The 25,653-nt window shown below is 69.6% G+C and carries 28 protein-coding genes; 17 read left to right on the top strand and 11 right to left on the bottom strand.

The annotated features are described in order from the left end of the window. Positions 1-9: 9 nt before the first annotated feature. Genes ACFV9C_RS23720 through ACFV9C_RS23705 form a run of 4 tightly spaced genes read left to right on the top strand, consistent with a single transcriptional unit; the run spans position 10 to position 3,287 of the window. On the top strand, positions 10-918 hold the full coding sequence (locus ACFV9C_RS23720) for a carbohydrate ABC transporter permease (RefSeq protein WP_380196762.1): 909 nt from the start codon (positions 10-12) through the stop codon (positions 916-918). After that, positions 915-1,784, top strand: a complete 870-nt coding sequence (locus tag ACFV9C_RS23715; RefSeq protein ID WP_380196760.1) for a carbohydrate ABC transporter permease — start codon at positions 915-917, stop codon at positions 1,782-1,784. Before ACFV9C_RS23720 ends, ACFV9C_RS23715 begins: the two co-directional genes overlap by 4 nt. Before the next feature lie 10 nt (positions 1,785-1,794). Then, on the top strand, positions 1,795-2,541 hold the full coding sequence (locus ACFV9C_RS23710; protein WP_380196758.1) for a PIG-L deacetylase family protein: 747 nt from the start codon (positions 1,795-1,797) through the stop codon (positions 2,539-2,541). Next, the gene (locus tag ACFV9C_RS23705; RefSeq protein ID WP_380196756.1) at positions 2,538-3,287 is read left to right on the top strand and encodes a ChbG/HpnK family deacetylase; all 750 of its coding nucleotides are present in this window, start codon (positions 2,538-2,540) and stop codon (positions 3,285-3,287) included. The genes ACFV9C_RS23710 and ACFV9C_RS23705 overlap by 4 nt, the downstream gene beginning before the upstream one ends. Before the next feature lie 3 nt (positions 3,288-3,290). Here ACFV9C_RS23705 and ACFV9C_RS23700 read toward each other — a convergent pair whose 3' ends face one another. Beyond that, positions 3,291-4,058: a thioesterase family protein gene (locus tag ACFV9C_RS23700; protein ID WP_380196754.1), complete on the bottom strand. Its 768-nt coding sequence runs from the start codon at positions 4,056-4,058 to the stop codon at positions 3,291-3,293. Between the two features lie 33 nt (positions 4,059-4,091). Here ACFV9C_RS23700 and ACFV9C_RS23695 point away from each other — a divergent pair, with 33 nt between their 5' ends. Together ACFV9C_RS23695 and ACFV9C_RS23690 are read left to right on the top strand one after the other, a co-directional pair. Beyond that, positions 4,092-4,217 (top strand): hypothetical protein, encoded by a 126-nt coding sequence (locus tag ACFV9C_RS23695; RefSeq protein WP_380196752.1) that lies wholly within the window; start codon positions 4,092-4,094, stop codon positions 4,215-4,217. After that, positions 4,217-4,621 carry a GNAT family N-acetyltransferase gene (locus ACFV9C_RS23690; RefSeq protein WP_380196750.1) on the top strand — a complete coding sequence of 135 codons (405 nt, stop codon included), beginning with the start codon at positions 4,217-4,219 and terminating at the stop codon, positions 4,619-4,621. Before ACFV9C_RS23695 ends, ACFV9C_RS23690 begins: the two co-directional genes overlap by 1 nt. Here the strand turns inward: ACFV9C_RS23690 and ACFV9C_RS23685 are convergent. After that, positions 4,602-5,336 carry a helix-turn-helix domain-containing protein gene (locus ACFV9C_RS23685; RefSeq protein ID WP_380196748.1) on the bottom strand — a complete coding sequence of 245 codons (735 nt, stop codon included), beginning with the start codon at positions 5,334-5,336 and terminating at the stop codon, positions 4,602-4,604. The two genes, ACFV9C_RS23690 and ACFV9C_RS23685, sit on opposite strands and share 20 nt — an antisense overlap. Before the next feature lie 85 nt (positions 5,337-5,421). Here ACFV9C_RS23685 and ACFV9C_RS23680 point away from each other — a divergent pair, with 85 nt between their 5' ends. Further along, positions 5,422-6,183: a phytanoyl-CoA dioxygenase family protein gene (locus ACFV9C_RS23680; protein WP_380196747.1), complete on the top strand. Its 762-nt coding sequence runs from the start codon at positions 5,422-5,424 to the stop codon at positions 6,181-6,183. 38 nt (positions 6,184-6,221) lie between these two features. Continuing rightward, the gene (locus tag ACFV9C_RS23675; protein WP_380196745.1) at positions 6,222-6,392 is read left to right on the top strand and encodes a hypothetical protein; all 171 of its coding nucleotides are present in this window, start codon (positions 6,222-6,224) and stop codon (positions 6,390-6,392) included. Positions 6,393-6,603: 211 nt separating this feature from the next. Here ACFV9C_RS23675 and ACFV9C_RS23670 read toward each other — a convergent pair whose 3' ends face one another. From ACFV9C_RS23670 to mce, 5 genes are all read right to left on the bottom strand, one after another. Further along, on the bottom strand, positions 6,604-7,974 hold the full coding sequence (locus ACFV9C_RS23670) for an AI-2E family transporter (protein ID WP_380196743.1): 1,371 nt from the start codon (positions 7,972-7,974) through the stop codon (positions 6,604-6,606). Further along, positions 7,971-10,040, bottom strand: a complete 2,070-nt coding sequence (locus ACFV9C_RS23665; RefSeq protein WP_380196741.1) for a transposase — start codon at positions 10,038-10,040, stop codon at positions 7,971-7,973. Before ACFV9C_RS23665 ends, ACFV9C_RS23670 begins: the two co-directional genes overlap by 4 nt. Positions 10,041-10,120: 80 nt before the next feature. After that, positions 10,121-11,452: a crotonyl-CoA carboxylase/reductase gene (gene ccrA / locus ACFV9C_RS23660; protein WP_380196740.1), complete on the bottom strand. Its 1,332-nt coding sequence runs from the start codon at positions 11,450-11,452 to the stop codon at positions 10,121-10,123. A gap of 138 nt (positions 11,453-11,590) precedes the next feature. Next, the gene (locus ACFV9C_RS23655; RefSeq protein WP_380196738.1) at positions 11,591-12,490 is read right to left on the bottom strand and encodes an anti-sigma factor RsbA family regulatory protein; all 900 of its coding nucleotides are present in this window, start codon (positions 12,488-12,490) and stop codon (positions 11,591-11,593) included. A gap of 51 nt (positions 12,491-12,541) precedes the next feature. After that, positions 12,542-12,973: a methylmalonyl-CoA epimerase gene (gene mce / locus ACFV9C_RS23650; protein ID WP_380196736.1), complete on the bottom strand. Its 432-nt coding sequence runs from the start codon at positions 12,971-12,973 to the stop codon at positions 12,542-12,544. A 135-nt stretch (positions 12,974-13,108) separates the two neighbouring features. Here mce and ACFV9C_RS23645 point away from each other — a divergent pair, with 135 nt between their 5' ends. From ACFV9C_RS23645 to ACFV9C_RS23630, 4 genes are all read left to right on the top strand, one after another. Further along, entirely contained in the window at positions 13,109-14,311 is a 1,203-nt protein-coding gene (locus ACFV9C_RS23645) for an acetyl-CoA C-acetyltransferase (protein WP_380196735.1), read from the top strand. A 37-nt stretch (positions 14,312-14,348) separates the two neighbouring features. Then, the gene (gene meaB / locus ACFV9C_RS23640) at positions 14,349-15,305 is read left to right on the top strand and encodes a methylmalonyl Co-A mutase-associated GTPase MeaB (protein ID WP_380196733.1); all 957 of its coding nucleotides are present in this window, start codon (positions 14,349-14,351) and stop codon (positions 15,303-15,305) included. A gap of 298 nt (positions 15,306-15,603) precedes the next feature. Further along, entirely contained in the window at positions 15,604-15,762 is a 159-nt protein-coding gene (locus ACFV9C_RS23635) for a hypothetical protein (RefSeq protein WP_380196731.1), read from the top strand. An 88-nt stretch (positions 15,763-15,850) separates the two neighbouring features. Further along, positions 15,851-16,582 carry a PH domain-containing protein gene (locus ACFV9C_RS23630; RefSeq protein ID WP_380196729.1) on the top strand — a complete coding sequence of 244 codons (732 nt, stop codon included), beginning with the start codon at positions 15,851-15,853 and terminating at the stop codon, positions 16,580-16,582. On the opposite strand, the gene ACFV9C_RS23625 is transcribed toward ACFV9C_RS23630, so the two are convergent. From ACFV9C_RS23625 to ACFV9C_RS23615, 3 genes are all read right to left on the bottom strand, one after another. Continuing rightward, on the bottom strand, positions 16,579-17,799 hold the full coding sequence (locus ACFV9C_RS23625) for an RNA polymerase sigma factor (protein WP_380196727.1): 1,221 nt from the start codon (positions 17,797-17,799) through the stop codon (positions 16,579-16,581). The genes ACFV9C_RS23630 and ACFV9C_RS23625 overlap by 4 nt on opposite strands. A gap of 13 nt (positions 17,800-17,812) precedes the next feature. Further along, complete coding sequence (locus tag ACFV9C_RS23620; RefSeq protein WP_380196725.1) at positions 17,813-18,160, bottom strand: YciI family protein; 348 nt, start codon at positions 18,158-18,160, stop codon at positions 17,813-17,815. A 61-nt stretch (positions 18,161-18,221) separates the two neighbouring features. Beyond that, positions 18,222-18,944 carry a maleylpyruvate isomerase family mycothiol-dependent enzyme gene (locus ACFV9C_RS23615; RefSeq protein WP_380196722.1) on the bottom strand — a complete coding sequence of 241 codons (723 nt, stop codon included), beginning with the start codon at positions 18,942-18,944 and terminating at the stop codon, positions 18,222-18,224. A 54-nt stretch (positions 18,945-18,998) separates the two neighbouring features. Between ACFV9C_RS23615 and ACFV9C_RS23610 the strand changes: the two genes are divergently transcribed. The 4 genes from ACFV9C_RS23610 to ACFV9C_RS23595 all read left to right on the top strand — a co-directional run bounded on the left by ACFV9C_RS23610 (position 18,999) and on the right by ACFV9C_RS23595 (position 24,062). Then, positions 18,999-19,499 (top strand): MarR family winged helix-turn-helix transcriptional regulator, encoded by a 501-nt coding sequence (locus ACFV9C_RS23610; protein ID WP_380196720.1) that lies wholly within the window; start codon positions 18,999-19,001, stop codon positions 19,497-19,499. 172 nt (positions 19,500-19,671) lie between these two features. Further along, on the top strand, positions 19,672-21,345 hold the full coding sequence (locus tag ACFV9C_RS23605; RefSeq protein ID WP_380196718.1) for a methylmalonyl-CoA mutase: 1,674 nt from the start codon (positions 19,672-19,674) through the stop codon (positions 21,343-21,345). Then, the gene (locus ACFV9C_RS23600; protein WP_380196716.1) at positions 21,266-23,095 is read left to right on the top strand and encodes an NAD-binding protein; all 1,830 of its coding nucleotides are present in this window, start codon (positions 21,266-21,268) and stop codon (positions 23,093-23,095) included. Before ACFV9C_RS23605 ends, ACFV9C_RS23600 begins: the two co-directional genes overlap by 80 nt. Positions 23,096-23,144: 49 nt before the next feature. Continuing rightward, the gene (locus ACFV9C_RS23595) at positions 23,145-24,062 is read left to right on the top strand and encodes a tetratricopeptide repeat protein (RefSeq protein ID WP_380196713.1); all 918 of its coding nucleotides are present in this window, start codon (positions 23,145-23,147) and stop codon (positions 24,060-24,062) included. Here ACFV9C_RS23595 and ACFV9C_RS23590 read toward each other — a convergent pair. Then, the gene (locus tag ACFV9C_RS23590) at positions 24,059-24,508 is read right to left on the bottom strand and encodes a MarR family winged helix-turn-helix transcriptional regulator (protein ID WP_380196711.1); all 450 of its coding nucleotides are present in this window, start codon (positions 24,506-24,508) and stop codon (positions 24,059-24,061) included. The genes ACFV9C_RS23595 and ACFV9C_RS23590 overlap by 4 nt on opposite strands. Positions 24,509-24,608: 100 nt before the next feature. Here ACFV9C_RS23590 and ACFV9C_RS23585 point away from each other — a divergent pair, with 100 nt between their 5' ends. After that, positions 24,609-25,595, top strand: a complete 987-nt coding sequence (locus ACFV9C_RS23585; protein WP_380196709.1) for a hypothetical protein — start codon at positions 24,609-24,611, stop codon at positions 25,593-25,595. Positions 25,596-25,653 lie beyond the last annotated feature (58 nt).

Genomic DNA, 25,653 nt, shown 5'->3' with positions numbered 1-25,653 from the left:
GTGGGTGCTGTGGCGGCGCCCACCCAGCGGCTCGGCAAGCTGCACCGCGAAGGGCGGGCGGCGTACCTGTTCCTGTCGCCCGCGCTGCTGTTCTTCTGCGTGTTCCTGATCCTGCCGTTCATCTTCGCGATCATTCTGGCGTTCTCGGACTGGGGCGGCTTCGACCTCGGCACCTTGAAATGGGCGGGTGTCAAGAACTTCGGCGACGTGCTGAACTTCGACGGCACGTTCGTGAAGCCGATCCTGGTGAACACCTTGCTGTTCGCCTTCGGCTCGGTGTTCCTGGCCACCTTCGGGTCGGTACTCGTTGCCTACTGCATCGACCGGCTCTCGTTCCAGGGCTTCTGGCGGGTGCTGTACTTCCTCCCGGTGGTCGCCACGGTGGTGGCCATCGGCAACGTGTGGAAGATGATGTACCAGCCGGCCGGGCTGATCAACGGCGTACTGAACAAGCTCGGCGTGAACAGCATCGGGTTCCTGTCCGACGCGTCGTACGCGCTGCCGTCCGTGACCGTCGTCCAGGCGTGGGCCTCGATCGGCGGCGCCGTACTGATCCTGACCGCTGGTCTGAAGGCGATCCCGGAGATGTACTACGAGGCCGCCGAGGTGGACGGGGCGAACTCGTGGCACATGTTCTGGTCGATCACGCTGCCGCTGCTCCGGCCGGCGTTGCTGTTCGTGCTGATCACGCAGTTCATCGGCGGGCTGCAGTCGTTCGCGCTGATCATCGTGATGACCGGCGACGGCGGACCGGTGAACGCGACCAACGTGGCCGCGTTCGAGATGTACCAGCGCGCCTTCAAGTACGGCGCCTGGGGAACGGCGAGCGCGATGGCGATGGTGCTGTTCGTGATCATCCTGGCGATCACGCTCCTGCAGCTGTGGATCGCCCGGCGGCGCGGGGAGGAGACCTCATGAAAAGGCGCTTTCCGTGGTTCGCGTACCTGGTCGTGATTCTCGGCGCGGTCGCGATGGTGATGCCGTTCCTGGACATGGTGATGAGCTCGTTCAAGGGCACGGGCGAGTACGGCGTGATCCCGTACAAGCTACTGCCCCAGCACTTCAACCTGGACAACTACCGCGAGGCGTTCTCGCAGCTGCAGCTGCCGCACCTGTTCAAGAACAGCGTGATCGTGACTGTGAGTGTGACGGTGTCGGTGCTGGTGACCTCGTCGATGGCGGGGTACGCGCTGGCCAAGCTGCGGTTCCGCGGCCGCGCGGTGATCTTCCGGTTCATCCTCGCGACGATGATGCTGCCGCCGTTCCTGCTACTGATCCCGACGTTCCTGATCATGCTGAACTGGCCGCTGGCCGGCGGCAACGACATCCTCGGCCGCGGCGGCGACGGCGGGCTGACCACCAGCCTGGTGGCGCTGATCCTGCCGTTCACGGTCAGCGGTTTCGGGATCTTCCTGATGCGCCAGTTCATGGTGTCGCTGCCGGACGAGATGCTCGAGGCGGCCAAGATCGACGGCGCGAACCAGTGGCAGACCTGGCGGCTGATCGTCCTGCCGCAGACCAAGCCGGTGGCGATCACGCTCGGCCTGATCACGTTCATCGGCACCTGGAACGAGTACATCTGGACGCTGCTGATCTCGTCCTCCGACCCCGATCTGCAGACGCTCCCGGTCGGCATCCAGTTGCTGCAGAGCTTCCTCGACCCGGACCGCACGATGCCGATCGTGATGGCCGGGCTGGTGATCAGCACGCTGCCCGTGCTGGTCGTGTTCCTGCTGTTCCAGAAGTACTACGTGCGTGGCGTCGTACTCAGTGGCCTGAAATGAGGAGCCCCCTATGACCAACAGCGTGCTCGCCGTCGGCGGACACATCGGCGACATGGACCTGACCGCCGGGCCGACGCTCGCCAAGCTCGTGCTCGAGGGCGCATCGGCGACGATCGTCGCGCTCACCTCCGGCGAACGCGGGCACCCGCGGATGACGCCGGCCGACTACAAGAAGCAGAAGATCGCCGAAGGTACGGCGTTCGCGGAGGCGATCGGCGCGGACTTCCAGGTCCTCGAGTACAGCGACGGCTTCCTGCCGAACACCGACGACGTGGCGCTGCAGCTGGCGCGGATCATCCGCGAGAAGCAGCCCGACACGATCATCACGCACTGGAAGCACTCGATCCACAGCGACCACGAGCACACCGCCCAGGTCGCCGAACGGGCCCGCTTCCTGGCCGGCCTGCCGATCGAGTCGGACGAGGACTTCAAGGCGCTCACGCCGTACGCCGAACTCGCCGCGCGCGTCGCCGAGCTGCCGCGGCACGGCGTACGGACGTTCATGCACGCCGAGAACTGGGAGGACATGGAGGGCTTCGTCCCGACGCGGTACGTGCCGATCTCCGACGAGGCCTTCTACCGTTGGGTTTCCGCCATTCGTCACCAGGCCTTCGCCCGCGGCGAGACGTACGGCTTCCGCTACATCGACTACTACACTGCCCTGATGACGACCCGCGGCTGCCTGGCCGGCTACCCCCGCGCCTGCGCCTTCCACACCAGCCCCACCCCCGAGGTCAGCAAGCTGGCCGGCCCGTGACCGGGATCCAGTTGGTCGTCCGCGGCGACGACTTCGGGATGTGCCATGCGGTGAACGCCGGGACGGTCGAGGCGTTCCGGACCGGGATCGTGACGCAGGTGTCGGTGATGGCGGCGTGTCCCTGGTTCGAGGAGGCGGCCGTGCTGGCGCGGGAGTTCGCGATTCCGGTCGGGGTGCATCAGACGCTGACGTGCGAGTGGGACTTCCTGCGCTGGCGGCCGTTGACGGACGGGCCTTCGCTGGTGGGGGAGGACGGGACCTTCCGGCGGACCGTGGCGGAGGCTGCCGTGTCGGTGGCGCACGACGAGGTTGTACGTGAACTGTCGGAGCAGGCGGCGAAGCTGACGGCGGCGGGGCTCGACATCGAGTATCTCGACGTACACATGGGGCTTGCGGCGCCGGCGGCGTACGGCGAGATTGCTGCCGCGGTGGGGGCGCCGTTCATCGGCGGGGAGGAGATGTTCGCGTCGGCGCACACGTTGAGCGACCGGGACGCGGCGGGCAAGAAGGCCTGGCTGCTCGAGTACCTGCGGGCGTTGACGCCCGGCATCCATCTGCTGATCACGCACTGCGCGGCGGCCCATCCGGAGCTCGGCGCCATCCACCGGCCCGGATCGGACACCTATCGGTGGGCCGAGGAGTACCGGCTGTCGGACCAGGCCGTCGTGACCGATCCCGAGATCCGCCAGGCGATCGACGACCTGTCGATCGAGCTGACCACGGTCCGCGAGGCGTTCAGGGCCTGAGGGTCAGGAGCTGAGCGTCAGGATTTGGGCGAGGGTGCCGATCGGGCCGTCGGCGTCGTGCAGGACGCTGTTCGTCAGGCCGATGCCGGTGGCCCCGAACGTGACCGTGGCGTCGAAGCCGATCCACTCGCCGCGGGGCTCGGCGAACAGGTGCGCGGTCAGGTCGACGTTCGGGAACGCCACCTGCCGCGGGTCCGCCCGTACCGTCATCCCGTTCGCGATGTCGAACAGGCCGGCGGCGCGGGCCAGCGGGCTGACGTCCTCGTCGTCGATCAGGCGCACCGCCGTACGGACCCAGAACGCGGCCCGGCCCGGCTCGACCTGCTCCCGCCGTACGTCCGCCGACTCGATGAACCCGCCCGGCCAGATCGACGACGGATCCCACGGCGCCATCTCGTCCACCGGTGTGATCCGCGGGTACGCCGTACCTCGCAAGGCCGCCGTGTCACCGGGCCGCAGCAGCCACGCCCGCAGCAGCACCGCGTCCCGCCCGCCGTGGCTGAGCGCCGCCTCCACCAGCTCCACGGTCCGTCCCGGGCGGACGACCCGCACGCGCACGTCCACCACGTCGATCGGGATCGTCCCGAGAATGTCGTACGACAACCGCCCGACCACGAGCCCGTCCGTACGGCGCGCGTCCCGGTCCCGCTCCACCACGTGCGCCAGCAACCCGAGCGCGGGCGCGATGTGCTGCGTCCCGGTGTCCCACGCCCCGCCGACGTCCTTGGTCGCCCGGTACGCGGCATCGTCGACCCGTTCGAAGTAGGACACCCGCGCAACGGTACCGCCTGACATCATCGGCGGATGGACAGGATCCCGGCGGGGTGGTTGGTGCTGCGGCCGTTCACGGTTGCGGACGTCGAGTGGGTGTACGACGTGTCGCAGGACCCGGGGTTGCGGCAGTTCGTGCAGTCCCGTCGCCGTACCTGATGGAACATGCCCGGCACTTCGTCGAGCATCTCGCGATCGAACTGGGGAAGCGCGGCGAGCGCGCCGAGTTCGTGGTCGAGGACGCGGCGACGGGGGAGCGGCTCGCGCGCGTCGGGCTCGGGATGCGCGGCGACGGTACGGCGGAAGTCGGGTACTGGACCGCGCCCGCGGCTCGTGGACGGGGCGTTGCACCCGCGGCGGTGCGGGCGATCTGCCGATGGGCGTTCGCGGAGCGGGACCTGGACCTGATCGAGTGGCGCGCGGAGGTCGGCAACGTCGCGTCGCGGCGGGTGGCGGAGAAGGCCGGGTTCGTGCTGGAGGGGCAGTTGCGGAAGCGGCTCGTGCATCGTGGGGAGCGGGTGGACGCGTGGATCGGGTCGCTGCTCAGGGACGAGCTTCGGTGATCCTCAGGGCTCCCGGGGCGGAGCCGGTTGCTGCCTTGACGTGGCGGGAGAGGTGACTGACGGAGTGGTAGCCGGTCAGCTCGGCGACGGCCTGCAGGGGGAGCGTCGAGTTGCGGATGTGGGCGAGGGCGTGGCGCAGGCGTACGGCCTGGAGCGCCGCCTGCGGGCTGGTGCCGCGCAGGCGGGCGAACGCGGCTCGGAGGCCCGAGGTGGAGATGCCGAGGTCGTCGGCGACGTCGGCGATCCGCAGTCCGGTGGCGAACCGTTCCTCGAACAGCTGCTCCGCTTGGGCGATCAGCTGCTCCGCGGGAGTCGGCGGTGGGGCGGCGGCGCGGCGCAGTCGTAGGTCGAGTTCGGCGAGCAGGATCGTGCGGAGGTCGGTGTCGGTCTCGCGGACCAGGGCGTCGAACACCCGGCGCAGCGTGTGGTCGGTGTCGTCGTAACACCTTCTCGGCCACGGGTGGGTGGTCGCGGCGTCGACCTGGACGAAGCGGTTCGCGTACCCGGTGCGGCTCTGTTCGGCGTGCCAGGTGTTCGGCGGGGTGAGCAGGACGGTGCCGGGCGTCGCGGCGTACGTCTCGTCGCCGGCGGGGCAGGTGATGCGGCCGCGGACGTAGTACACAAGCTCCCAGGACGTGTGGGCGTGCGACGGGTAGTCCTTGCCCGGGGCGGCAGTGTGGACGCCGGCGCCGAGGAGTCGTGGCGATCTGTGCATAAGCCCTGTCGTCCTCTGCATTGTTTCCCGGGTACGCCGGATTGATGCTTGCATCGATTCGTGCATCTTGGGAAGGGATTCTGCGATGGACATGACGACGGCGCTGCGCGAGCTCGGCGTGACGGACGACGTACTGACGACGGCCGAGAAGGAACAGCTGGACCGCGACGGGTTCCTTCCGCTGGCGGGGATCCTGTCGGCGGACGAGGTGTCGGCGATCAACCGCCGGCTGGCCGAGCTGACCGCGGCCGAGGGGGACCGGGCGGGTCTCGAAGTACATCAGGAGAAGGGCACCGACCGGCTGGCGGACCTGGTGAACAAGGACCCCCTGTTCGAGGTCTGCTTCAGCCATCCGCGGGTGCTGGCGGCGATGCGGCACGTGCTCGGCGAGTTCCGCCTGTCGTCGCTGAACAGCCGCGCGGCCCTACCCGGCCAGGGCCACCAGTCCCTGCACGCCGACTTCGGCCACCCCGTCGAGCCCGGCGCCTACCAGGTCTGCAACTCCATCTGGCTCCTCGACGACTTCACCCCCGAGAACGGCGCCACCCGAGTGGTCCCCGGCTCCCACCGCCGCGGCACCATGCCCACCGACGAAATGCCCGACCCCGCCGCCCCCCACCCCGACGAAATCCAGCTGACGGCCCCCGCCGGCACAGTGGTCGTCTTCAACAGTCACCTCTGGCACGGCGGCACCCAGAACCGAACCACCGCCCCCCGCCGAGCCGTGCACTCCTACTTCACCCACCGCCACCTACCCCAACAACTCGACCAACAGACCTACCTCCGCGTCAACACCTACAACCGCCTCACCCCCGCCCAACACTTCATCCTCGACGTGACTGCATAGTTGCCGATAATCGGCTCCGGCTCGTCTACGGTGAAGTCATGAGCGGCGAGCAGATCGACACCGACGAGCTGCGTCGGCGGTTCCCGTGGGTTGGGCTGGCGAGCATCGACGACCCGGAGCTGTCGGTCCGGTACCGCGAGATCCAGGCCGACGCCCGGAAGGACCGGGAGATCGTCGAGGCAATCGAAGCGGCCCGGCGGAGCGCGTGACTTCGCTGCTCTGCGACTCTGGCCCGCTGATCGCCACGTTCAACGTTCGTGATGCGAACCACGTACGCTGCGCCAAGCCTGGCCTTGGCCGAGCGGTTACGGGAACCCGCGATCGCGAGCGTCGACTTCAAGTTCCTCGGCATGGCAACCCCGGTCTGCAGGCTCCAACCCCTGCGCTGGGTCCTCCAGGAGCTCTGATCGCACAGAGTTCCTAGGAGGCGTCGGCCTTGCGGACCCAGACTTCGCGGATGATGAGGAGGATGGCGGCGGCGGAGGGGATGGCGAGGAGGGCGCCTACTACGCCGAGGAGGGCGCCGCCGAGGAGGGCGGCGATGACGGTGACGGCGCCGGGGATGTCGACGGCGCGGCGCATGATCCGCGGGGCCACCACGTAGTTCTCGATCTGCTGGTAGACGATGCCGTAGATCAGGCAGGCGAGACCGGTCCAGAGGCCGCCGGTGAAGCCGATCAGCGACACCACGGCGACGCCGATGAAACCGCCGACCATCGGGATGAAGTCGCAGAACATCACCACGATCGCCAGCGCGACGGCGTACTGCCGCAGGCCGACGATCTCCAGGAAGACGAACATCGTCACGCCCGCGCACAGCGCCACCATGAACTGCCCGCTGACGTACCCGCCGACCCGGCCGAGCACCTCGTCGCCGAGGATCGAGACGCGCTTGCGCCGGGTACTCGGGACCAGGCTGTACGCCGCCCGCTTGACCGACGGGAGCGATGCCAGGAAGTACAGCGTCAGCACGAGGATCGTGAACGTGTTGAACAGCGCGTTCGCGACCACCTTGCCGACACCGAGGATGCCGCCGAACGCGCGCTGCGCCAGCGCCGGGTCCTGGATGTACTCCTGGGCCTTGTCCAGGAACTTGTACTTGTCGTTCAGATTCGTGAGGGTCTTCGACTTCTGCAGCAGGTCGATGTACCCCGGCGCGTTCTTGATCAGGCTGTCGACCTGGTCGGTGACGACCGGGACGATCGCGAACCCGACCCCGACGACCGCGAGGATCATCAGCAGGAACACCACGCCGACCGAGAGGCCGCGCTTGAGGCCGCGGCGCATGAACCACTCGACCAGCGGGTTCAGGCCGACCGCGATGAAGATCGAGACCAGCAGCAGGATCAGGACCGAACGGGCCTGGCCGGCCGCGTTCCACAGCCCCCAGGCGACGAGTACGCCGAGCGCCGCGAAGAAGCCGAAGGTGAACGGGTTCCCGCGCCGGATCGGCGGACCGGGCTGGCCCATCCCCTCGGAAGGATGCCGCTCCTCGATCAGCAGCTCGTCCGCGATGTCCACATCCGCATCGGCCCGCTCCGCCGCCACCCCGGCCTTCGCCGCGGCCGCTTCCGCGCTGTCAGCCGAACCGCCGGCCCGACCGGCGGAAGTCTCCGCCTTGTCCGCGGCGTCCTCGGCCTCGTCGGCGGAGGTGTCGGCGTCGGTTGCTGCTTGTTCACTTCTGCCGGCGGCGGCTTCGGCCTTGGCGGCCGCGGACTCTGCTTCGCGCGTTGCTTCCGCGAGGTCCGCGTCGGTGGTCGCTGTCGAGGTGTCGTCGCCGGGTGGCGTCACATTTTGTCCTTCGGGGATCGCGCGCTCGAGCCGGCCGCATCGGTCGTGGCGTCGGTGGACGCCTTGCCCCCGGACTTCGCGGAGGCGGACGGCCGCGTCTGCACCTGAGTGTCCTCGGTCGCGAGGTCAGTCAACCGGAACTCGTCCACCATCGTGGAGTCCTTCGGCGCCTCCTCGTCCTTCGCGGACCCGGCCTTGGCGCCGCCCGCGGCTGCCGTGGTGCCGGTGGTCGCCGTACGGCCCGTGGCTGCTGTGCTGCCGGTGGCGGCCGTGCTGCCGGTGGCGGCTGTGGTGCTCGTGCTCGCCGGGCCGCCGGCGCTCTTGCTGGTCTTGTCCGCGAGGTCGCCGGCGTCCTTCGCGTCCACCCGCAAGCCGGTGTCGATCCGCGTCTCGTCGACCCGCGCGTCGCCGGCACCCGACCCGACGAACGGGCTCGACCCGGTGAACGGACCTTCGTCGTCGTACGCCGACGTACCAGCAGGCGTAGCCCCCGGGAACGGGTTGTCCGCCTCGGTCGCCGCCGGGTACGCCGCCTCCGCGGCCGCCCCACCCACACCAGACCCACTCGCACCCGAGCCGCCGATGCCGCCGGCCGACCCGCTCGTCGCGGACCCACCCAAGGCGGAGCCGCTCGCACCGGACCCACTCACCGACGACCCGCCAACACCGGACCCGCTGGCACCGGAGCCGCTCGCCGCCGACCCGCCCACGGTGGATCCACTCGCGCTGGACCCTCCAATCGCGGAGCCGCCCACGCTCGACCCGCCGACCGTAGAGCCGCTCGCGCTGGAGCCTCCGGCAGGGGAGTCGCCCGCGGTGGACGGGGCGTCGGTCGTGGAGGCGGCGTACGCCGTGGACGAAGCGAGGTCCTCGGCGCCGAACGGGGCCGACGCGGTCTCGCTCGGCTTCTCCGGGGCGAAGGGGCTGCCGACGCCCGTCCCCGGCGCACCGGCCGGCGTGGACCGCGGGGACTCGGCCGGCCGGGCGAACGGGTTCGCGTACGCCGCCGCCGACGTCTCGGAGTCGAGCTCCGCCGCCTGGCGCGCGATGTTGCTGGCGATCTCGTTCAGCCCGGCGATCTGCGTCAGGATCCCGTCCCGCCGCTTCGCCAGCCGCTCGGTCTCCCGGGCGACGACGGTGCGCGACCGCTCCGCCTCGTCGGCGGCGTTCGCCAGCTCGGCGTCGGACCGGGTCCGCGCCGTGGTCAGCAGCTGCTCGCTCTCGCGGCGGGCCCGCGAGAGCGTCCGCTCGGCGGACTCCTCCGCCTCGGCGCGGATCTTGCGGGCCTGCTCGGTCGCCTCGGCCACCCGGCGCTCGGACGCCTCGGCGGCCTCCTTCATCTGGGTGGTCAGGCTGTCGGTGTCGGCCGCGATCTGCTGGTGCTTGTCGGCGAGCTCCTTGGCCTGCTGCTCGCGCTCGTCCGCCAGCCGCGCGCGCAGCGCCGCCGACTCGCGCTGGATCGCGGTCCGGATCTTCTCCGCCTCGTGCAGCGCGCCGTTCTTCAGCGTGCTGGCCTGCGACTCGGCCGTCAGGGTCAGCTGCTCGGCCTTCCGCCGCGCGGCCTGCAGCACCTCGGCCGACTCGGTCTCCGCCGTACGACGGATCTCGGCCGCGTCGCCCTCCGCGGTGCGCCGCATGCTGTCCGCCTCGTTCAGCGCGACCGTACGGATGTCCTCGGCCTCGCGGTCGCCGGTGGCGCGCGCCGCGGCGGCCTCCTTGCGGGCGTTGGTCAGCAGGTCGTCGGCCTCGCGCTTGGCCTCCTCGAGCGCCTCGGTCGCCTGGTCCTGGGCGAGCCGGAGGATCTGCGCGGCCCGGTCGCCGAGTCCGGCGTACGACGGGTTCGCGCTGGCCTCGAGCTGCCGACGGGTCTCCTCGAGCTGGTGCTGCATCGGCGCGACGCTCTGCTGCAACTGCTCGGCCCGATGCCGCGCTTCGACGAGTTGCATCTCCAGCGCGCGGACGTAATCGTCCACCGCCTGCTTGTCGTACCCGCGACGGCTGACCGGGAAGCCCCCGGCCGCGGTCGCCGTACGGTCGAAGAACGGCAGGCTCGACTCGTCAGGCATTCCGGAGTTTCCCTTCAGGCGGCTCAGCGTGAATTCCCCACGATAAGCCTGTCAGAAACCCGTTCAAACGCCTAAACGCACTACCTGTCGCGGAAGCGATTGATCTGGTCCAGGTGTTTGGCGCGGAGTTCGGGGTCGCGGACGCCGAGACCTTCGGTGGGGGCGAGGGTGAGGACGCCGACCTTGCCCTGGTGCAGGTTGCGGTGCACGTCGTACGCCGCCTGGGCGGTCTCCTCGAGCGGGTAGACCTTGCTGACGGTCGGGTGCACCATGCCGCGGGCGATCAGCCGGTTCGCTTCCCACGCCTCCCGGTAGTTGGCGAAGTGCGAGCCGATGATCCGTTTCAGGTTCATCCACAGGTACCGGTTGTCGTACTCGTGCATGAACCCGGACGTCGACGCACACGTCACGATCGTCCCGCCGCGCCGGGCGACGTACACCGACGCCCCGAACGTCTCCCGGCCCGGGTGCTCGAACACGATGTCCGGGTCGTCCCCGCCGGTCAGCTCGCGGATCCGGGCGCCGAACCGCTTCCACTCCTTCGGGTCCTGCGTCGACTCGTCCTTCCAGAACCGGTACCCCTCCGCGGACCGGTCGATGATCAGCGCGGCGCCCATCGCCCGGCAGATCTCCGCCTTCTCCGGCGACGACACCACGCACACCGGGATCGCCCCGCCGTTCAGTGCGAACTGTGTCGCGTACGAGCCGAGCCCGCCGGACGCGCCCCAGATCAGGACGACGTCGCCCTGCTTCATGTTGGCGCCGTTCGCCGACACGAGCTGCCGGTACGCCGTACTGTTCACCAGGCCGGGCGACGCCGCCTCTTCCCAGGTGAGGTGGGCCGGCTTCGGCATCAGCTGGTTCGACTTCACCAGCGCGATTTCGGCGAGCCCGCCGAAGTTCGTCTCGAAACCCCAGATCCGCTGCTCGGAGTCGAGCATCGTGTCGTTGTGCCCGTCCGGCGACTCCAGCTCGACCGACAGGCAGTGCGCGACCACCTCGTCGCCGGGCTTCCAGGCGTTCACGCCCGGCCCGGTCCGCAGTACGACGCCCGCGAGGTCCGAGCCGACCACGTGGTACGGCAGGTCGTGGCGGGCGGTCAGCGGCGACAGCTTCCCGTACCGCTTCAGGAACGAGAACGTCGACACCGGCTCGAAGATCGACGTCCACACGGTGTTGTAGTTGATCGCGCTCGCCATCACCGCGACCAGCGCCTCGCCCGGGCCGAGCTCGGGCGTCGGTACGTCGTCCAGGTGCAGGCTCTTGCGCGGATCCTTCTCCTTGGCGTCCAGCCCCTCGAACATGGTCGCCTCGTCGGCGTGCACGGTGATCCCGCGGTAATGGTCCGGTACGTCGAGCTCGCCGACGGCCGCACTGTCGCCGGAAAGGATCGCCTCGAGGATCTGCTTCACGTCGTACCTCCTGCACAAGGGGGTCTGGTGAGCGGTGAACTTACCGCTGAGTATGCGCCCCTGGCTGTGCCGTGTAACACAGCGAACCCCGGGTGAGACGACCGTCACTCGATCAGTCCACCGTTGTCAGTGGTCCTATCACCGCAACCGCGTGTGCAGCCGGACCTGAGTGAAGTCGTCGCCCGACCGCAGCTGGACCAGATCGCACAGCTGGTTGGCCAGCCAGACGCCCCGCCCGCCGAGCCCGTCGAGCGGCGGCAGGACCCGGCCGACCAGCAGGTCGTCGATCCGCCCGCGGTCGGTCACGTCACAGCTCAACGCCCCGCTCGAGATCCACACCGAGAGCCTTCCGCGCCCGCCCCCGAAGCGGATGCTGTTCGTGCAGATCTCGTGCAACGCCAGCGACAGGTCGTCGAGCCGGTCCCGCGACACCCCGTGCGAGGCCGCCTGACCGCTCAGCCACTGCCGTACCTCGCCGAGCTCGTCCGGCCCGAACTCCCACCGCTCGGCACGATCCGGTACGTCGTCCAGCGGCGTCCGGAACGCCTTCTCCGCAAGAGCTTCCGCGCCTGCGTGCACCGCGGTCGGGTCGATGCCGACGGCGGCCTCGTAGGCGCAGCACATCCGGAACGAGTGGTCGGTCGCGAAAGCGATCTCGGACAGCGCCTCGTGCAGCAGCACCTCGTCGTACGCCGCCGCGCCGCGACCCGGGTACGCCGGCTCGCCGAGGCCGCGCACCGGTCCGGGGTGCTGGTCGAGGATGGTGCGCCAGAACGGGATCAGCCGCGCGGGGTTGCCGCCGGCAACGGTCATGTCGAGGAAACGGACGGCGTCCGCGACGGGCCCGAGGGCGTCGCGCAGTACCGCGATCCGCTCCGGTGGAAGTACGGCCACGATGGTTTCCCCCGCCGCCAGACCCTCCGAGATGAACGCAGCCGCGCGCGGCACGAAGTCCTCGTCCCCGGCATGGACGAAGGCATCGTGCTCGAAACCGGCCGGCGCACCGTGCAAGGAGTCGGTGGCGCTGTCCTTCAGCACCCGAACAGAGTAATCCGCCGGACCGACAAGCACTCGTTGTTTAGCGTGCCGTCACGTGGCGTGTGAGGTCGATGGCTCCACGAGTTCGACCAGGACGCCGCCGGCGGACTTCGGGTGGATGAAGTTCACCCGCGACCCGGCGGTGCCGCGCTTCGGCTCGTCGTACAGCAGCCGCGCGCCGCGTTCCCGCAGTACGGCGGAGACCGCGTCGAGGTCGTGCACCCGGTACGCGAGCTGCTGGATGCCCGCACCGCGCTGGTCGAGGAACTTCGCGATCGGCGACGCGTCCGACAGCGGGGCGAGCAGCTGGATCGAGGAACCGGAGTCGCCGACCGACAGCATCGCCTCCCGGACGCCCTGCTCCTCGTTGATCTCCTCGTGCGCCACGGTCATGCCGAACACGTCGGCGTAGTACCGCACGGCCTCGTCGAAGTCGGCCACCGCGATGCCGACATGGTCGATCGCGTCGAACAGCTGATCCATCCGCCAAGCGTCGCGCAGACCCGGCCCCGGGACCATCGAAAGTGGCCGAGCCGACATCTCGGGGCACGATCCGTGTGACCCGTCTGACGTGCTCGACCAGCGGCGTACCAGTGCCGTCGCAGGTATCGTGACAGCATGTCTGACACGCGGAACTCAAGCGTCATCGTCGCCGGTGCACGGACCCCGATCGGGCGGTTGCTGGGCGGCCTCAAGGGCTTCACCGGCGCGGACCTCGGCGGGTTCGCGATCAAGGGTGCGCTGGCCAAGGCCGGCGTCGCGCCGGACCAGGTCGAGTACGTGATCATGGGCCAGGTCCTGCAGGCCGGCGGCGGTCAGATCACCGCCCGCCAGGCCGCGGCCAAGGGCGGCATCCCGATGGACGTGCCGGCCGTCACGATCAACAAGGTCTGCCTGTCCGGGCTGAACGCGATCGCGCTCGCCGACCAGCTGATCCGGGCCGGTGAGTACGAGATCGTCGTGGCCGGCGGCATGGAGTCGATGACGAACGCGCCGCACCTGCTGCCGAAGTCCCGCGAGGGCTTCAAGTACGGCGACACCACGCTGGTGGACTCGATGGCGTACGACGGGCTGTGGGACGCGTTCACCGACCAGGCCATGGGCGCGCTGACCGACCAGCGGAACGACGCGGTCGAGAAGCTGACCCGCGAGGAGCAGGACGAGTTCAGCGCCCGTTCGCACCAGCGCGCCGCCGAGGCGTGGAAGAACGGTGTGTTCGCGGACGAGGTCGTCCCGGTCGAGGTGCCGCAGCGCAAGGGCGACCCGCTCGTCGTGGACAGCGACGAAGGTGTCCGCGGTGACACGTCGGCCGAGGTGCTGGCGAAGCTGCGGCCGGCGTTCGGCAAGGACGGCACGATCACCGCCGGGTCGGCGTCGCAGATCTCCGACGGCGGGTGTGCGGTCGTCGTGATGGGCAAGGCGAAGGCCGAGGAGCTCGGGCTGAGCTGGATCGCCGAGATCGGCGCCCACGGTTCGGTCGCCGGGCCGGACTCGACGCTGCAGAGCCAGCCGGCGAACGCGATCGCGAAGGCGTGCTCGAAGGAGGGCATCCAGCCGGGTGACCTGGATCTGATCGAGATCAACGAGGCGTTCGCGGCGGTCGGGATCGCGTCCGCGCGCGAGCTGCGGGTCAGCGAGGACAAGGTCAACGTGAACGGTGGCGCGATCGCCCTCGGCCACCCGATCGGCATGTCCGGCGCCCGGCTCGTCCTGCACCTCGCGCTGGAGCTCGGCCGCCGCGGCGGCGGCACCGGCGCGGCCGCCCTCTGCGGTGGCGGCGGCCAGGGCGACGCCCTCATCGTCCGGGTCCCGAAGCACTGATGCAGATGCGGTACGCCGGCGTGGGACGAGTGAGCTGATGGGTCGTCGTACCGCGCCGGTGGGGGAGTTGGTCGAGCGGGCCCGGGAGGGCGACTCCCGGGCGGTGGCTCGGCTGATCTCGCTGGTCGAGGACGAGTCACCGTTGCTGCGCGAGGTGATGGCGGCGTTGGCGCCGTACGCCGGGAACGCGCACATCGTCGGCGTCACCGGTTCGCCCGGTGTCGGCAAGTCCACGTCGACCTCCGCGCTGGTGACGGCGTACCGGGAGGCCGGCCAGCGGGTCGGCGTACTCGCGGTGGACCCGTCCTCCCCGTTCTCCGGCGGCGCGTTGCTCGGCGACCGGGTGCGGATGCAGGACCACGCCACCGACCGCGGCGTGTTCATCCGCTCGATGGCGTCCCGCGGGCACCTCGGCGGCCTCTCCTGGTCCACGCCGCAGGCGCTTCGGGTGCTGGACGCGGCCGGGTTCGACGTCGTGCTGGTGGAAACCGTCGGCGTCGGCCAGTCCGAGGTGGAGATCGCGGGGATGGCGGACACCACCCTGGTCCTGCTCGCCCCGGGCATGGGCGACGGGATCCAGGCCGCGAAGGCCGGAATCCTCGAGGTCGGCGACATCTACGTGGTGAACAAGGCCGACCGTGACGGCGCCCAGTCCGTCATCCGCGACCTGCGCTCGATGCTGGCCCTGGCAGAGCGAGCCGAAGGCGCCTGGAAACCCCCGATCCTGAAGACGGTCGCCTCCCGCAACGAGGGCGTCGCCGAGGTCGTCCAGGCGATCGACGACCGGCTCCAATGGATGACCGGGAACGGCGTACTCACGGAGCGCCGCCGCAGCCGCGCGCGGGACGAGATCGAGGCCATCGCGACCACCGCGCTGCGGGCCCGGTTCGCGCACCTGCACGGCGACGCGCGGCTCGACGTACTGGCCGCGAAGGTCGCGGACGGGGCGGTCGACCCGTATTCGGCGGCCGACGAGTTGATTGCTGCTTTGTGACACTTGTCTCGCTGTGCAACAACCGGCCACGCAGTGTCACATTGTGTCTTTGCTTTCCGTTCACCGTGCGTTGTGCCGATTTCGGGCAAATGCCGCAGAATTTGCGGTGTTGCAGGCGGTAAGCGTCTCAGGGCGGCGCGCCGATGGGTGCCGTGCCCCCGGATCCGTTACAGAATGGACCTTGTAGCTGGTGAGCATTGTGCGGTGGGCTGTGTTCAGTCAGTGACAATTGGTGACCGTCCGTGATACAAACTCAAACACAGTCGACCGAGTGGGTTAGGACCAAGGGAGTGGCGACATGCCGAAGAAGTTGTTGATCTGGGCGCTCATCGCCTTTGCCGGCTTCTATCTGTTCACTCAGCCGGCGAACGCTGCCGGTGCTGTCGGTGGTGCGTTCTCGGCCGTGGGCTCTGCCTTCGGGAGTGTCATCACCTTCCTGACCGCGCTGTTCAAGTGAGCACCCGCTGAGTGTCCCGTCGCGAGCGATCGTGCGGGACACTTGTCCTACGGGGTCACACACAGTTGCGTGACAGGGGAGTGAGTGGATGGCCGGAATAGGCCTGTTCCGGATCTTCGACCCGAAGGTCCGGCGCCATCTGATCTCGGACGAGGGCGAGGTCGTCATCGACGAGGTCCGGCACCACTGGGTGGTGTTCGTGGTGCCGATGCTGGAGATCGTGCTGGCCGGCGCGCTGCTGGCCACGATGGTGCTGACGAAGGTCGGTGCGAGCGTGAACCTGGTGCTGCTGGTGCTGGTGTTCGTGCTCCTCGCGCACTCTTTCTGGACGTTCCTCACCGAGCACCGGGACCGGTTCGTGGTCACGAACATGCGGGTGATGCGGATCCGCGGCGTGTTCTCGCAGACCGTCGCGACGACGCCGATCGCGCGGGTCCTGGACATCACGCTGCAGAAGCCGATCATCGGGCGGATGCTGGGCTACGGCCACTTCGTCTTCGAGTCGGCCGCCCAGGACCAGGGCTTCCGGGAGATCAAATGGGTCAGTCGTCCCGACGACCGGGACCTGACCATCCAGCGCGTCATCCAGCGCACCGGCCTGCGCGCCTCCGCGAGTGTCGACGTACTCCAGGGGGACGAGGACTCCGACGACGACGGCACCGGCCCGATCGGGATGGACTCCGCCCAGGAGGTCACCACCACCAGTACGCCGGCCCCGGCCGCGGCGCAGACCTCGTCGCGCCCGTCGCCGCCTCCGTCCGGGTCCGCGACCAAGTCGATCTTCAACAGCGAACGCGGCAACTGGATCGACAACGACTAGGGGGTGAGCCCGCGGAAGTAGTCGCGGCGGCGTTCGCGGTGCGCTCGTTCCGGGTGCGTCGGGGGAGCTGTGTCGAGGGCTGCCTGTAGTTCGTCGGCCGCTTCGGCGTACTGGGAGCGGCGGGCGAGGAGTTCGCCGCGTACGGCGTGCCGGCGTGAGCTGGGCGGGATCGGGTCGAGGAGTTCGAACGCGGTGTCGAGGTCGCCGGTCTCGGCGATCGCGACGACGCGGGCGAGCTCGGCCGCCGGGCTGGAGGAGACGGTCACGAGCAGGTCGTACAGCCGGACGATCTCGTGCCAGTCGGTGGCGTTGTACATGGGTACGCGGGCGTGCTCGGCGGCGATCGCGGCCTGGAGCTGGTACGCGTCGGCCTGCCGCTCGGAGCGCTCCAGGGACTCGTTGAGCAGGGCGATGCCGCGGGTGATCAGCTCTTGGTCCCACCGCGTGCGGTCCTGGAGGTCGAGCGTCACCACCTGACCGTCGTCGTCGACCCGGGCCGGTCGGCGCGCTTCGGTGAGGAGGAGCAGCGCCAGTACGGCGGTCGGCGTCGGTTGGTCGGGGAGGAGCGAGTGCAGCAGCTCCGCCAGGCGGATCGCCTCCGCACAGAGGTCCACGTCGTACGCCGCTTCGCCCTCGGCGGGGGCGTGACCCGCGGTGTAGAGGCTGTGGACAACGGCACAGACGGCCGGTAGGCGGTCGGGCAGCTCGGCGTCGGACGGTACGCGGTACGGGATCCGTGCGGCCGCGATCTTCTGCCGGCCTCGCACCAGCCGTTTGGTCGCCGCTACCTCGGTGGTCAGCAGGAGGCCGGCGATCTGCGCGGACGAGAGTCCGCAGAGCGTGCGGAGTGCCAGCGCGACGCGGGTTGGCGGCGACAGTGCCGGATGGCAGCAGGTGAAGATCAACCGCAGCAGATCGTCCTCCACCACGTCTGCTTCTTGGAGTGCGATCAGGGCTTGGCCGTCGCGTTCCTTCGCGCCGCGCGTGCGTTCGCGTCGGATGATGTCGATCGCCTTCCGGCGGGCGGTCACCGTCAGCCAGGCGCGCGGCTCCGGTGGTACGCCGGTCACCGGCCAGGCCCCGAGCGCCGCCAGCGCCGCCTCCTGGACGGCGTCCTCGGCCAGCTGCACGTCGCCGAGCGTCCGGATCAGGGTCGCGAGAATCCGCGTCCCTTCGATCCGGACCGTCTCGGCGACAACCTCGTACAGCTCGTCCACACCCGTCCAGCTCCTACTTGGCGATGATCACCGGCCGGACCTCGACCGCACCACCCCAGGCGGCCGGAATCTCGGCGGCGATCTTCACCGCTTCCTCCAGGTTGCCGGCCTCGATCAGGTAGTACCCGGTCAGCGCCTCTTTGGTCTCGGCGTACGGACCGTCCGTCGTGACGATCGGCCCGCCGCGTGCGCCCTCCACCCGGACCACGGTCGCCGTCGCGGTCGGATGCAGGACCGCGCTCGCCTTCACCTGGCCGGCGTACTCGACACCGAACCGCCGGTACTCGGCCAGCTCCTCGGCCTGCTCGGGTGCCCACCAGTCGACGTCCGCGGTGTAGGTCAGTGCAAGGTACTGCGCCATCGGAGTTCTCCTTCTCGTCTGTTGTGAAGGGAACGAACGGCACCGCCCGTACAGGACATCCTCACTGCGACGCCTCGGAAATTCTCCCGCGGAACGCCCGCACGACCACCGGATCCCCGGCGACCTCGATCGCGTCCTCACCGGCCCGCCCCCACAACCACAGGTAGACCGCCGCCGGATCGCCACTCACCACGGCCGCCGCGTCACCCTCGGCCCCTTGCCGTACGTCGACACTCGTCGCGTCCACGACCACCGTCCAGGACCGCCCGCCCGCGCTCAGCCGGATCGTGGCGTCCACCGGGTACTCGGTGTCGCCCTCCTCCCACCACGGACCGCCGACGGTCGGGTAGAGCACCTCGTCGATCCCGTCCAGCGCGATCTCAGGGTCGATCGGCGAGACCACGTCGTGCGCCTGCTCGACGTCGATCCGGTGGATCACGGTCTCGTGCACCATCCGCCGATGCCAGAACGCCGACGTACTGTCCCGCGGGTTGAAGGTCCAGGTCGGCCGCTCGGTCCCGGCCTCCTCCAGCGCCTCGACGATCGCGTGCCGCGCCTCGTCGTACCACTTCAGAGAGTCCAGCTCCGAGAAGTCCGGCGGCCACGGATCCGGCAGCGCGCCGTCCCGCAGCACCTCGACCTTGTGCACGTACACCTGCGCGACGTGCCGCACGACGTCGTCGACCGTCCACCCGGGACAACTGGGCACGGCGGCCGCCAGTCCCGTCCGCGCCACCTCACCGAGCCGTGCACTCTCGGTCCGTAGCTGATCCAGATATCTCATGCCCGCACCCTGGCAGACCCCACCGACAATTTGCGGAGGGTTAAGGTTCCGCACATGGCGAGGAAGCGGGCGTTGCCGTTCGATCCGATCGACGAGGCGTCACGGCAGTGGGGCCGGCGCTGGGGCGCCGTCGAGCAGATGCGCGCGGTCACGTCGTTGATGCGGGCGCAGCAGATCGTGATCAACGAGCTGGACGAGATCCTGCGCAAGCACGGGCTGACGTTCGCGCGGTTCGAGGCGCTGGTGCTGCTGACGTTCTCGCGGCGCGGGTCGCTGCCGCTCGGTAAAATGGGCGAGCGGCTGCAGGTGCACCCGACGTCCGTGACGTCGATCGTGCGCCGGCTGGAGGCGGCCGGGCTGGTGACCCGGACGCCGCACCCGGACGACGGCCGCGCGATCCTGTGCGAGATCACCCCCGAGGGCCGTGACCTGGTCGAACGTGCCACCGCCGACCTGGTGCAGGCCGACTTCGCGCTGGCCGGCCTGACCGACGACCAGCTGAAGATGCTCTGGTCGGTCCTCGAGCCTCTGCGCCACAACGCCGGCGACTTCTGACGCCGGACGCCCAGCACTCGTCAACCGCGCGACACCCGACCTCGGCACCGGGTCGATTCGGCGCGCTCCGCGGAGATTGATGAGTGCCGGCGGTCCGCCTGTGACGCAGCCGCGATTGGAAATAGTTGGACGTCCTAGTATTTTGGGACCAGTCCCTAGGGAGGTCTGACTGATGGATGCCGAGCAGATCGCGGCCGGGCGTGACCGGTGGCAGCAGCGGTACGACGCCGCGCGCAAGCGGGAGGCCGATTTCACCACGCTGTCCGGCACCGAGGTCGCCCCGGTCTACGGACCGCCCGAGGGCGTCGACGACCCGCGGATGGAGCGGATCGGCTGGCCGGGGGAGTTCCCGTTCACCCGCGGGCTGTACGCGACCGGGTACCGCGGCCGGACCTGGACGATCCGTCAGTTCGCCGGCTTCGGCAACGCCGAGCAGACCAACGAGCGGTACCGGATGATCCTGAACGGCGGTGGCGGCGGCCTCTCGGTGGCGTTCGACATGCCGACGCTGATGGGCCGCGACTCCGACGACCCGAAGTCGCTCGGCGAGGTTGGGCACTGCGGTGTCGCGATCGACTCGGCCACCGACATGGACCGGCTGTTCAAGGACATCCCGCTGCAGGACGTCACCACCTCGATGACGATCTCCGGACCGGCCGTCCCGGCGTTCTGCATGTACCTGGTCGCCGCCGAGCGCCAGGGTGCGGACATCTCCAAGCTCAACGGGACGCTGCAGACCGACATCTTCAAGGAGTACATCGCCCAGAAGGAGTGGCTGTTCCCGCCGGAACCGCACCTGCGGCTGATCGGCGACCTGATGGAGTACTGCGCGACCACGATCCCGGCGTACAAGCCGCTGAGCGTGTCCGGGTACCACATCCGCGAGGCCGGCTCGACGGCCGCGCAGGAACTCGCGTACACGCTCGCCGACGGTTTCGGATACGTCGAGCTGGGGCTCAGCAGAGGCCTGGACGTCGACGTGTTCGCCCCCGGGCTGTCGTTCTTCTTCGACAGCCACCTGGACTTCTTCGAGGAGATCGCGAAGTTCCGCGCCGCCCGCCGGATCTGGGCGCGCTGGCTGCGGGATGTGTACGGCGCCAAGACCGAGAAGGCGCAGTGGCTCCGTTTCCACACCCAGACCGCGGGTGTCTCACTGACCGCGCAGCAGCCGACCAACAACGTCGTACGGACGGCCGTCGAGGCGCTGGCCGCCGTACTGGGCGGGACGAACTCGCTGCACACCAACGCCCTCGACGAGACCCTCGCGCTGCCGACCGAGGAGTCCGCCGAGATCGCGCTGCGCACGCAGTCGGTGCTGATGGAGGAGGTCGGCGTCACGAACGTCGCCGACCCACTCGGCGGTTCCTGGTACGTCGAGGCGCTCACCGACGCGATCGAGGCCGAGGCCGAGCAGATCTTCGCGCGGATCAAGGAGATGAGCCCGGACGAGACGATGACCGGCGGGATCCTGCGCGGCATCGAGGACGGCTGGTTCATGGCCGAGATCGCGGACGCGGCCTTCGAGTACCAGCAGAAGCTGGAGAAGGGCGAGAAGAAGATCGTCGGCGTGAACACGCTCACCGACACGGTCTCGGGCGAGCTGGAGATCCTCCGGGTCTCGCACGAGGTGGAGGTCGAGCAGTGCCGGGTGCTCGCGGAGCGCAAGTCCGACCGCGACGAGGACCGGGTACGTCGTACGCTATCGGCTCTGGTGGAGGCGGCCGGCGGCACTGGCAACCTGATCGAACCCATGCTGGAGGCGGTGCGTGCGGAGGCCACGATGGGGGAAATCTGTCACGTTCTTCGGGAACAGTGGGGAGAGTACCGAGAGCCCGCCCGCTTCTGAGGAGCCGCCGGCCGACCCGAGCCCGCTCGGTGAACGACCGGTGGTGGTCTGCGGGTCGAGCCGGACGATGGTCCGGGTGGTCACCGAACTGGTGAGCTCGGGTGAGCGCGTGGTCGCGCTCGTCAATCCCGCCTCGCGGCACCGCGACCGGATCGGCGAGCTGGGCGCGAAGGTGATCAACGCGCCGGTGATCAGCGAGTCGCTGCTCCGCCAGGCCGGCATCGACAGGGACGACGACGGTACGCCGTCCACCGCCCGCGCGCTGGTGCTGCTCGACAACGACGACGTCCACAACGTGCACACCGCGCTGACCGCCCGCGACATGGATCGGGACCTGCGGATCATCATGCAGATGGTGAACCCGCGGCTCGGCAGCCAGCTGAACAGTCTGCTCGGCGACTGCGTGGTGATCAACGGGCCGTCGCTGGCCGCGCCCGCGTTCGTGTCGGACGCGCTCGACGACGACGAGCTGACCTGGATGGAGCTCGGCGGCCGGATGGTGGTCGTCGGTGAGGCGGACCTGATCCGCGAGCCGCACCTGACCGTACTCGCGGACGCCACGTCGTCGGCGACGCCCGTACTGCTGCCGATGCCGGGCTCGGACCCGGACCGGCCGCGCTCGCTGTCCGTTCTGCCGGCCGACGCCGAGGACGACGAGCCGAAGGTCGACATCGTGCTCGGGACCGGCATCCGCCCCGTCTGGTACGGCCGCCGGGTCCGCCCGGCCGGCTGGGCGAAGGCGGTCCGCGACATCCTCGACAGCCGAGTCCGCAAGATCGCGGCGCTGATGGCGTTGCTGATCGCGACCGGTACGGCGATCGTGCACTTCTTCGGCGGGATCGAATGGTGGCGGGCGCTGTACCTGGCGGCCGGGGTGGTCACGACGGCCGGGATCGACGACGACCGGTTCAGCGACGCCCAGCCGTGGGTGAAGGTCAGCGCGGTCGTCGTACAGCTGACCGGGATCGTGCTGATGGCGCTGCTGACCGCGGTCGTGGTCGACTCGCTGATCGGCGCCCGGTTGTCCCGGATCATCGGCGGCGTCCGCGGCCGGCCGCGGAACCACGTCGTGGTCTGCGGTCTCGGTACGGTCGGCGCCCGCGTGCTGGAGATCCTGGTGGACCGCGGTGTCGCGGTCGTCGGGGTCGACCAGGACGACGACGCGCCCGGCGTACAGGTCGCGCACCGGCTGAAGATCCCGGTCGTGGTGGGGGACAGCAGCAACGAGGAGACGCTGCGGCTGGCCGGCGTACAGCACTGTCAGGCGATGCTCGCGATCACCGACGGCGACATCACCAACCTGGAGTCGGCGATGGTTGCCCAGGGCCTCAACCCGGAGGCCCGGATCACGATGCGGATGTTCGACCACGACCTCGCGGACCGGGTCGAGCGGCAGCTGGGGCTCGGCAACAGCCGGTCGGTGTCGATGCTGGTGGCGCCGGCGGTCGCGGCCGCTGTCGGCGACAAGAGGCGTCAGGTGCTCGTACCGGCCGGGCGCCGGGTGCTGCTGCTGACCGAGGTGGTCGTCGAGGGCGGCTCCGTCGCCGACGGCCGGACGCTCGGCCAGCTGAACGAGGCGGGCGGGCTGCGGGTCCTCGCCCGGCAGGCGTCGCAAGGCCCGTGGGACTGGCAGCCGAGCGAGACGAGTTCGGTGCAGACGGGCGACCGGCTGGCGATCGTCGGTACCCGCGCCGGCCTAGCCCGGCTGCTGATGGCGACCCGGGCGCAACGCCGGACCACTGCGTCGTAGAGGATAGGTTTGTGAACATGCGGAGTCTGCACGGAATGCGAGGACAGCGGTGAGCCAGTCCAACTTCTCCCGTCCCGGGGCGGTCGACCTGTCGTCCCTCCGCAAGCCGGCCGGCGGTGCGCCGGCCGCTGGTGGCGCTCAAGCCGCGGCCGGTGGTGGCGCCTACGCGCTCGAGGTCACCGAGGCGAACTTCCAGTCCGACGTGATCGAGCGTTCGCTGCAGGCCCCGGTCGTGGTCGAGCTGTGGTCGCCGCGGGCACAGGGCGGCCTGGGCGACGTGATGATCAAGCTCTCGACCGAGTACGCCGGGAAGTTCCTGCTGGCCCGGATCGACGTCGACGCGAACCCCCAGGTCGCGCAGGCGTTCGGCGTCCAGGCCGTGCCGGTGGTGATCGCGATCCTGCGGGGTCAGCCGGTGCCGCTGTTCCAGGGCGTGCTGGGCGAGGCGGAGGTCCGGCAGTACCTCGACCAGTTGCTGACCGTGGCGGTCGCGAACGGGATCACCGGGCGCGCGGAGCCGGTCGGCGCGGTGGCCGAGGCCGTGGCGGAGGACGCGCCGAACCCGCGGTACGAGAAGGCCGAGAACGCGGTCGGTGCGGGCGACCTCGACGGCGCGATCGCGGCGTACGAGGAGCTGCTCCAGGAGACGCCGAACGACGCCGAGGCGAGGTCCGGGCTGGCGCGGGTGCAGCTGGTCAAGCGCACGCAGGACGTGCCGGCCGACGTACGGACGCGGGCCGCGGACAACCCGGCCGACGTCGAGGCGCAGCTGCTGGTCGCGGACGTGGATCTGATGGGCGGGCATGTCGACGATGCGTTCGCGCGGCTGATCTCGACCGTCCAGGCGACGTCCGGGGACGAGCGGAACGCCGTACGACTGCACCTGCTCGAGCTGTTCGAGGTGGTCGGTGCGGACGACGACCGCGTGGTGAAGGCCCGCCGTCGGTTGATGGCGGCCCTGTTCTAAAGGTCCTTCAGGATCGGGTCTGTGGTCAGGGATTCTGACACCCTGGCGAGGAGGGAGCGGAGGGTTTCGGCTTCCTCGGCTGTGAAGGCGGCGGCCAGCCGGCGTTCGACGCCGGCGGCCCGCTTGTCCGCCTGATCGAGCGCCTTGCGCCCGGCCGCGGTCGGGCGCGTCTCGATGACGTGCTTGTGCAGCGGGTGCGGCGTCCGCTCGATGAGGCCGGCCGCTTCGAGGTTGCGCAGGATCGTGGTCATCGTCTGTGGCGTGACCAGGCAGCGGCGGGCCAGCTCAGCGGCTGAGATGCCCGGCTGTTCGTCCATGACGAAGAGGGCCGCGTACTGCGGGACCGTGAGGCCGGCCGGCTTCACTGCGGCCGACTTGGCTGCTTGTAGCTCCTGTTCAACTCGCTTGAGGTGACTACCGAGCCGCTCGTCGAAGGACATCCGCATAGTCACATCGTACGAACCGCGGCGGATGTATATGCATTGACGAGCATCAGAGGTCTGATTAGTCTCTGTGTTCGTATCCAGTCTTTCGAGAGAGGTTCTCATGAGGTTTCGTGTGCTGGGGGCAGCGCTACTCGCGTTGGCCACCTCACTTCCCACCGTCAGTGCGGTTGCCGGGCCGGCGGTCCGTTACCTGCCGGTGCAGATCGACGGGCGGACGGCCGACCGGTATCCGGAGGGCATCGCCTGGGACCCGACGCGGCGGATGTTCCTGATCGGGTCGATGGCGACCGGGCGGATCTCGCTGGTCGGGCGGGACGGCGTACCGCATCCGTTCGGCGTCGCGCCGGGTGTGTCCACCTTCGGGCTGCACGTCGATGCCGTCCGCAACCGGCTGCTCGTCACCTACGCCGACATCGGCAACGGCGAGCGGTCCTCGGAATCCACCACCTACCGGCAATCCGGCGTCGCGATCTACAACCTGCGCACGGGCCGGCTCGAGCGTCGGGTCGACCTGAACACGCCGCGGCTGAACCCGGCCGGCGGCCGTCACGGCGTCAACGATCTCGCGATCGATGCCGTCGGCAACGCGTACGTCACGGACCCGGCGTCGGACGCGATCTACAAGGTCACGCCGTCGGGTGCCGCATCGGTGCTGGTGCGCGACGAACGGCTGCGCAGCGACACGATCGGGGCGAACGGGATCGTCTGGCTGCGGTCGGGCTACCTGCTGACGGTTCGCTACGACACTGGCATGCTGTACCGGATCTCGCCGCGAGGTGAACTCAGTACCACTGGTCTGACCAGTGCACTGGTCGGCGGAGATGGCTTGGCGCTCACGACGGACGGGCGGTTGATCGCGATCACCAACAAGCTCGGAGCTGCCGGCGTCGAGCAGGCGACCGTGCTGAGCAGTACGGACAACTTCCGGACGGCGCGGGTGCGCTCGGTCGAGCCGTGGCCGGTGGGCGGGCCGACGACGGCGGCGGTCACGCCGGAGGGTACGTACGTGCTCAGCGGGCGGATCGACGTACTCCTCGCCGGTGGCTGGTCGGACCAGTTCACTGTCCGGCGGATGACGGACAGCTGATTCGCCGGCTGTTGGCCGGAATCGGTCAGTGTGAATTCTTGTAAATGTTGTTGAGGTG

The organism is Kribbella sp. NPDC059898 (genome assembly GCF_042730855.1).
Taxonomy (GTDB): Bacteria; Actinomycetota; Actinomycetes; order Propionibacteriales; family Kribbellaceae; genus Kribbella.
Note: the sequence above shows the minus strand (reverse complement) of the source record. Positions and strands in the feature narration are given on the sequence as shown.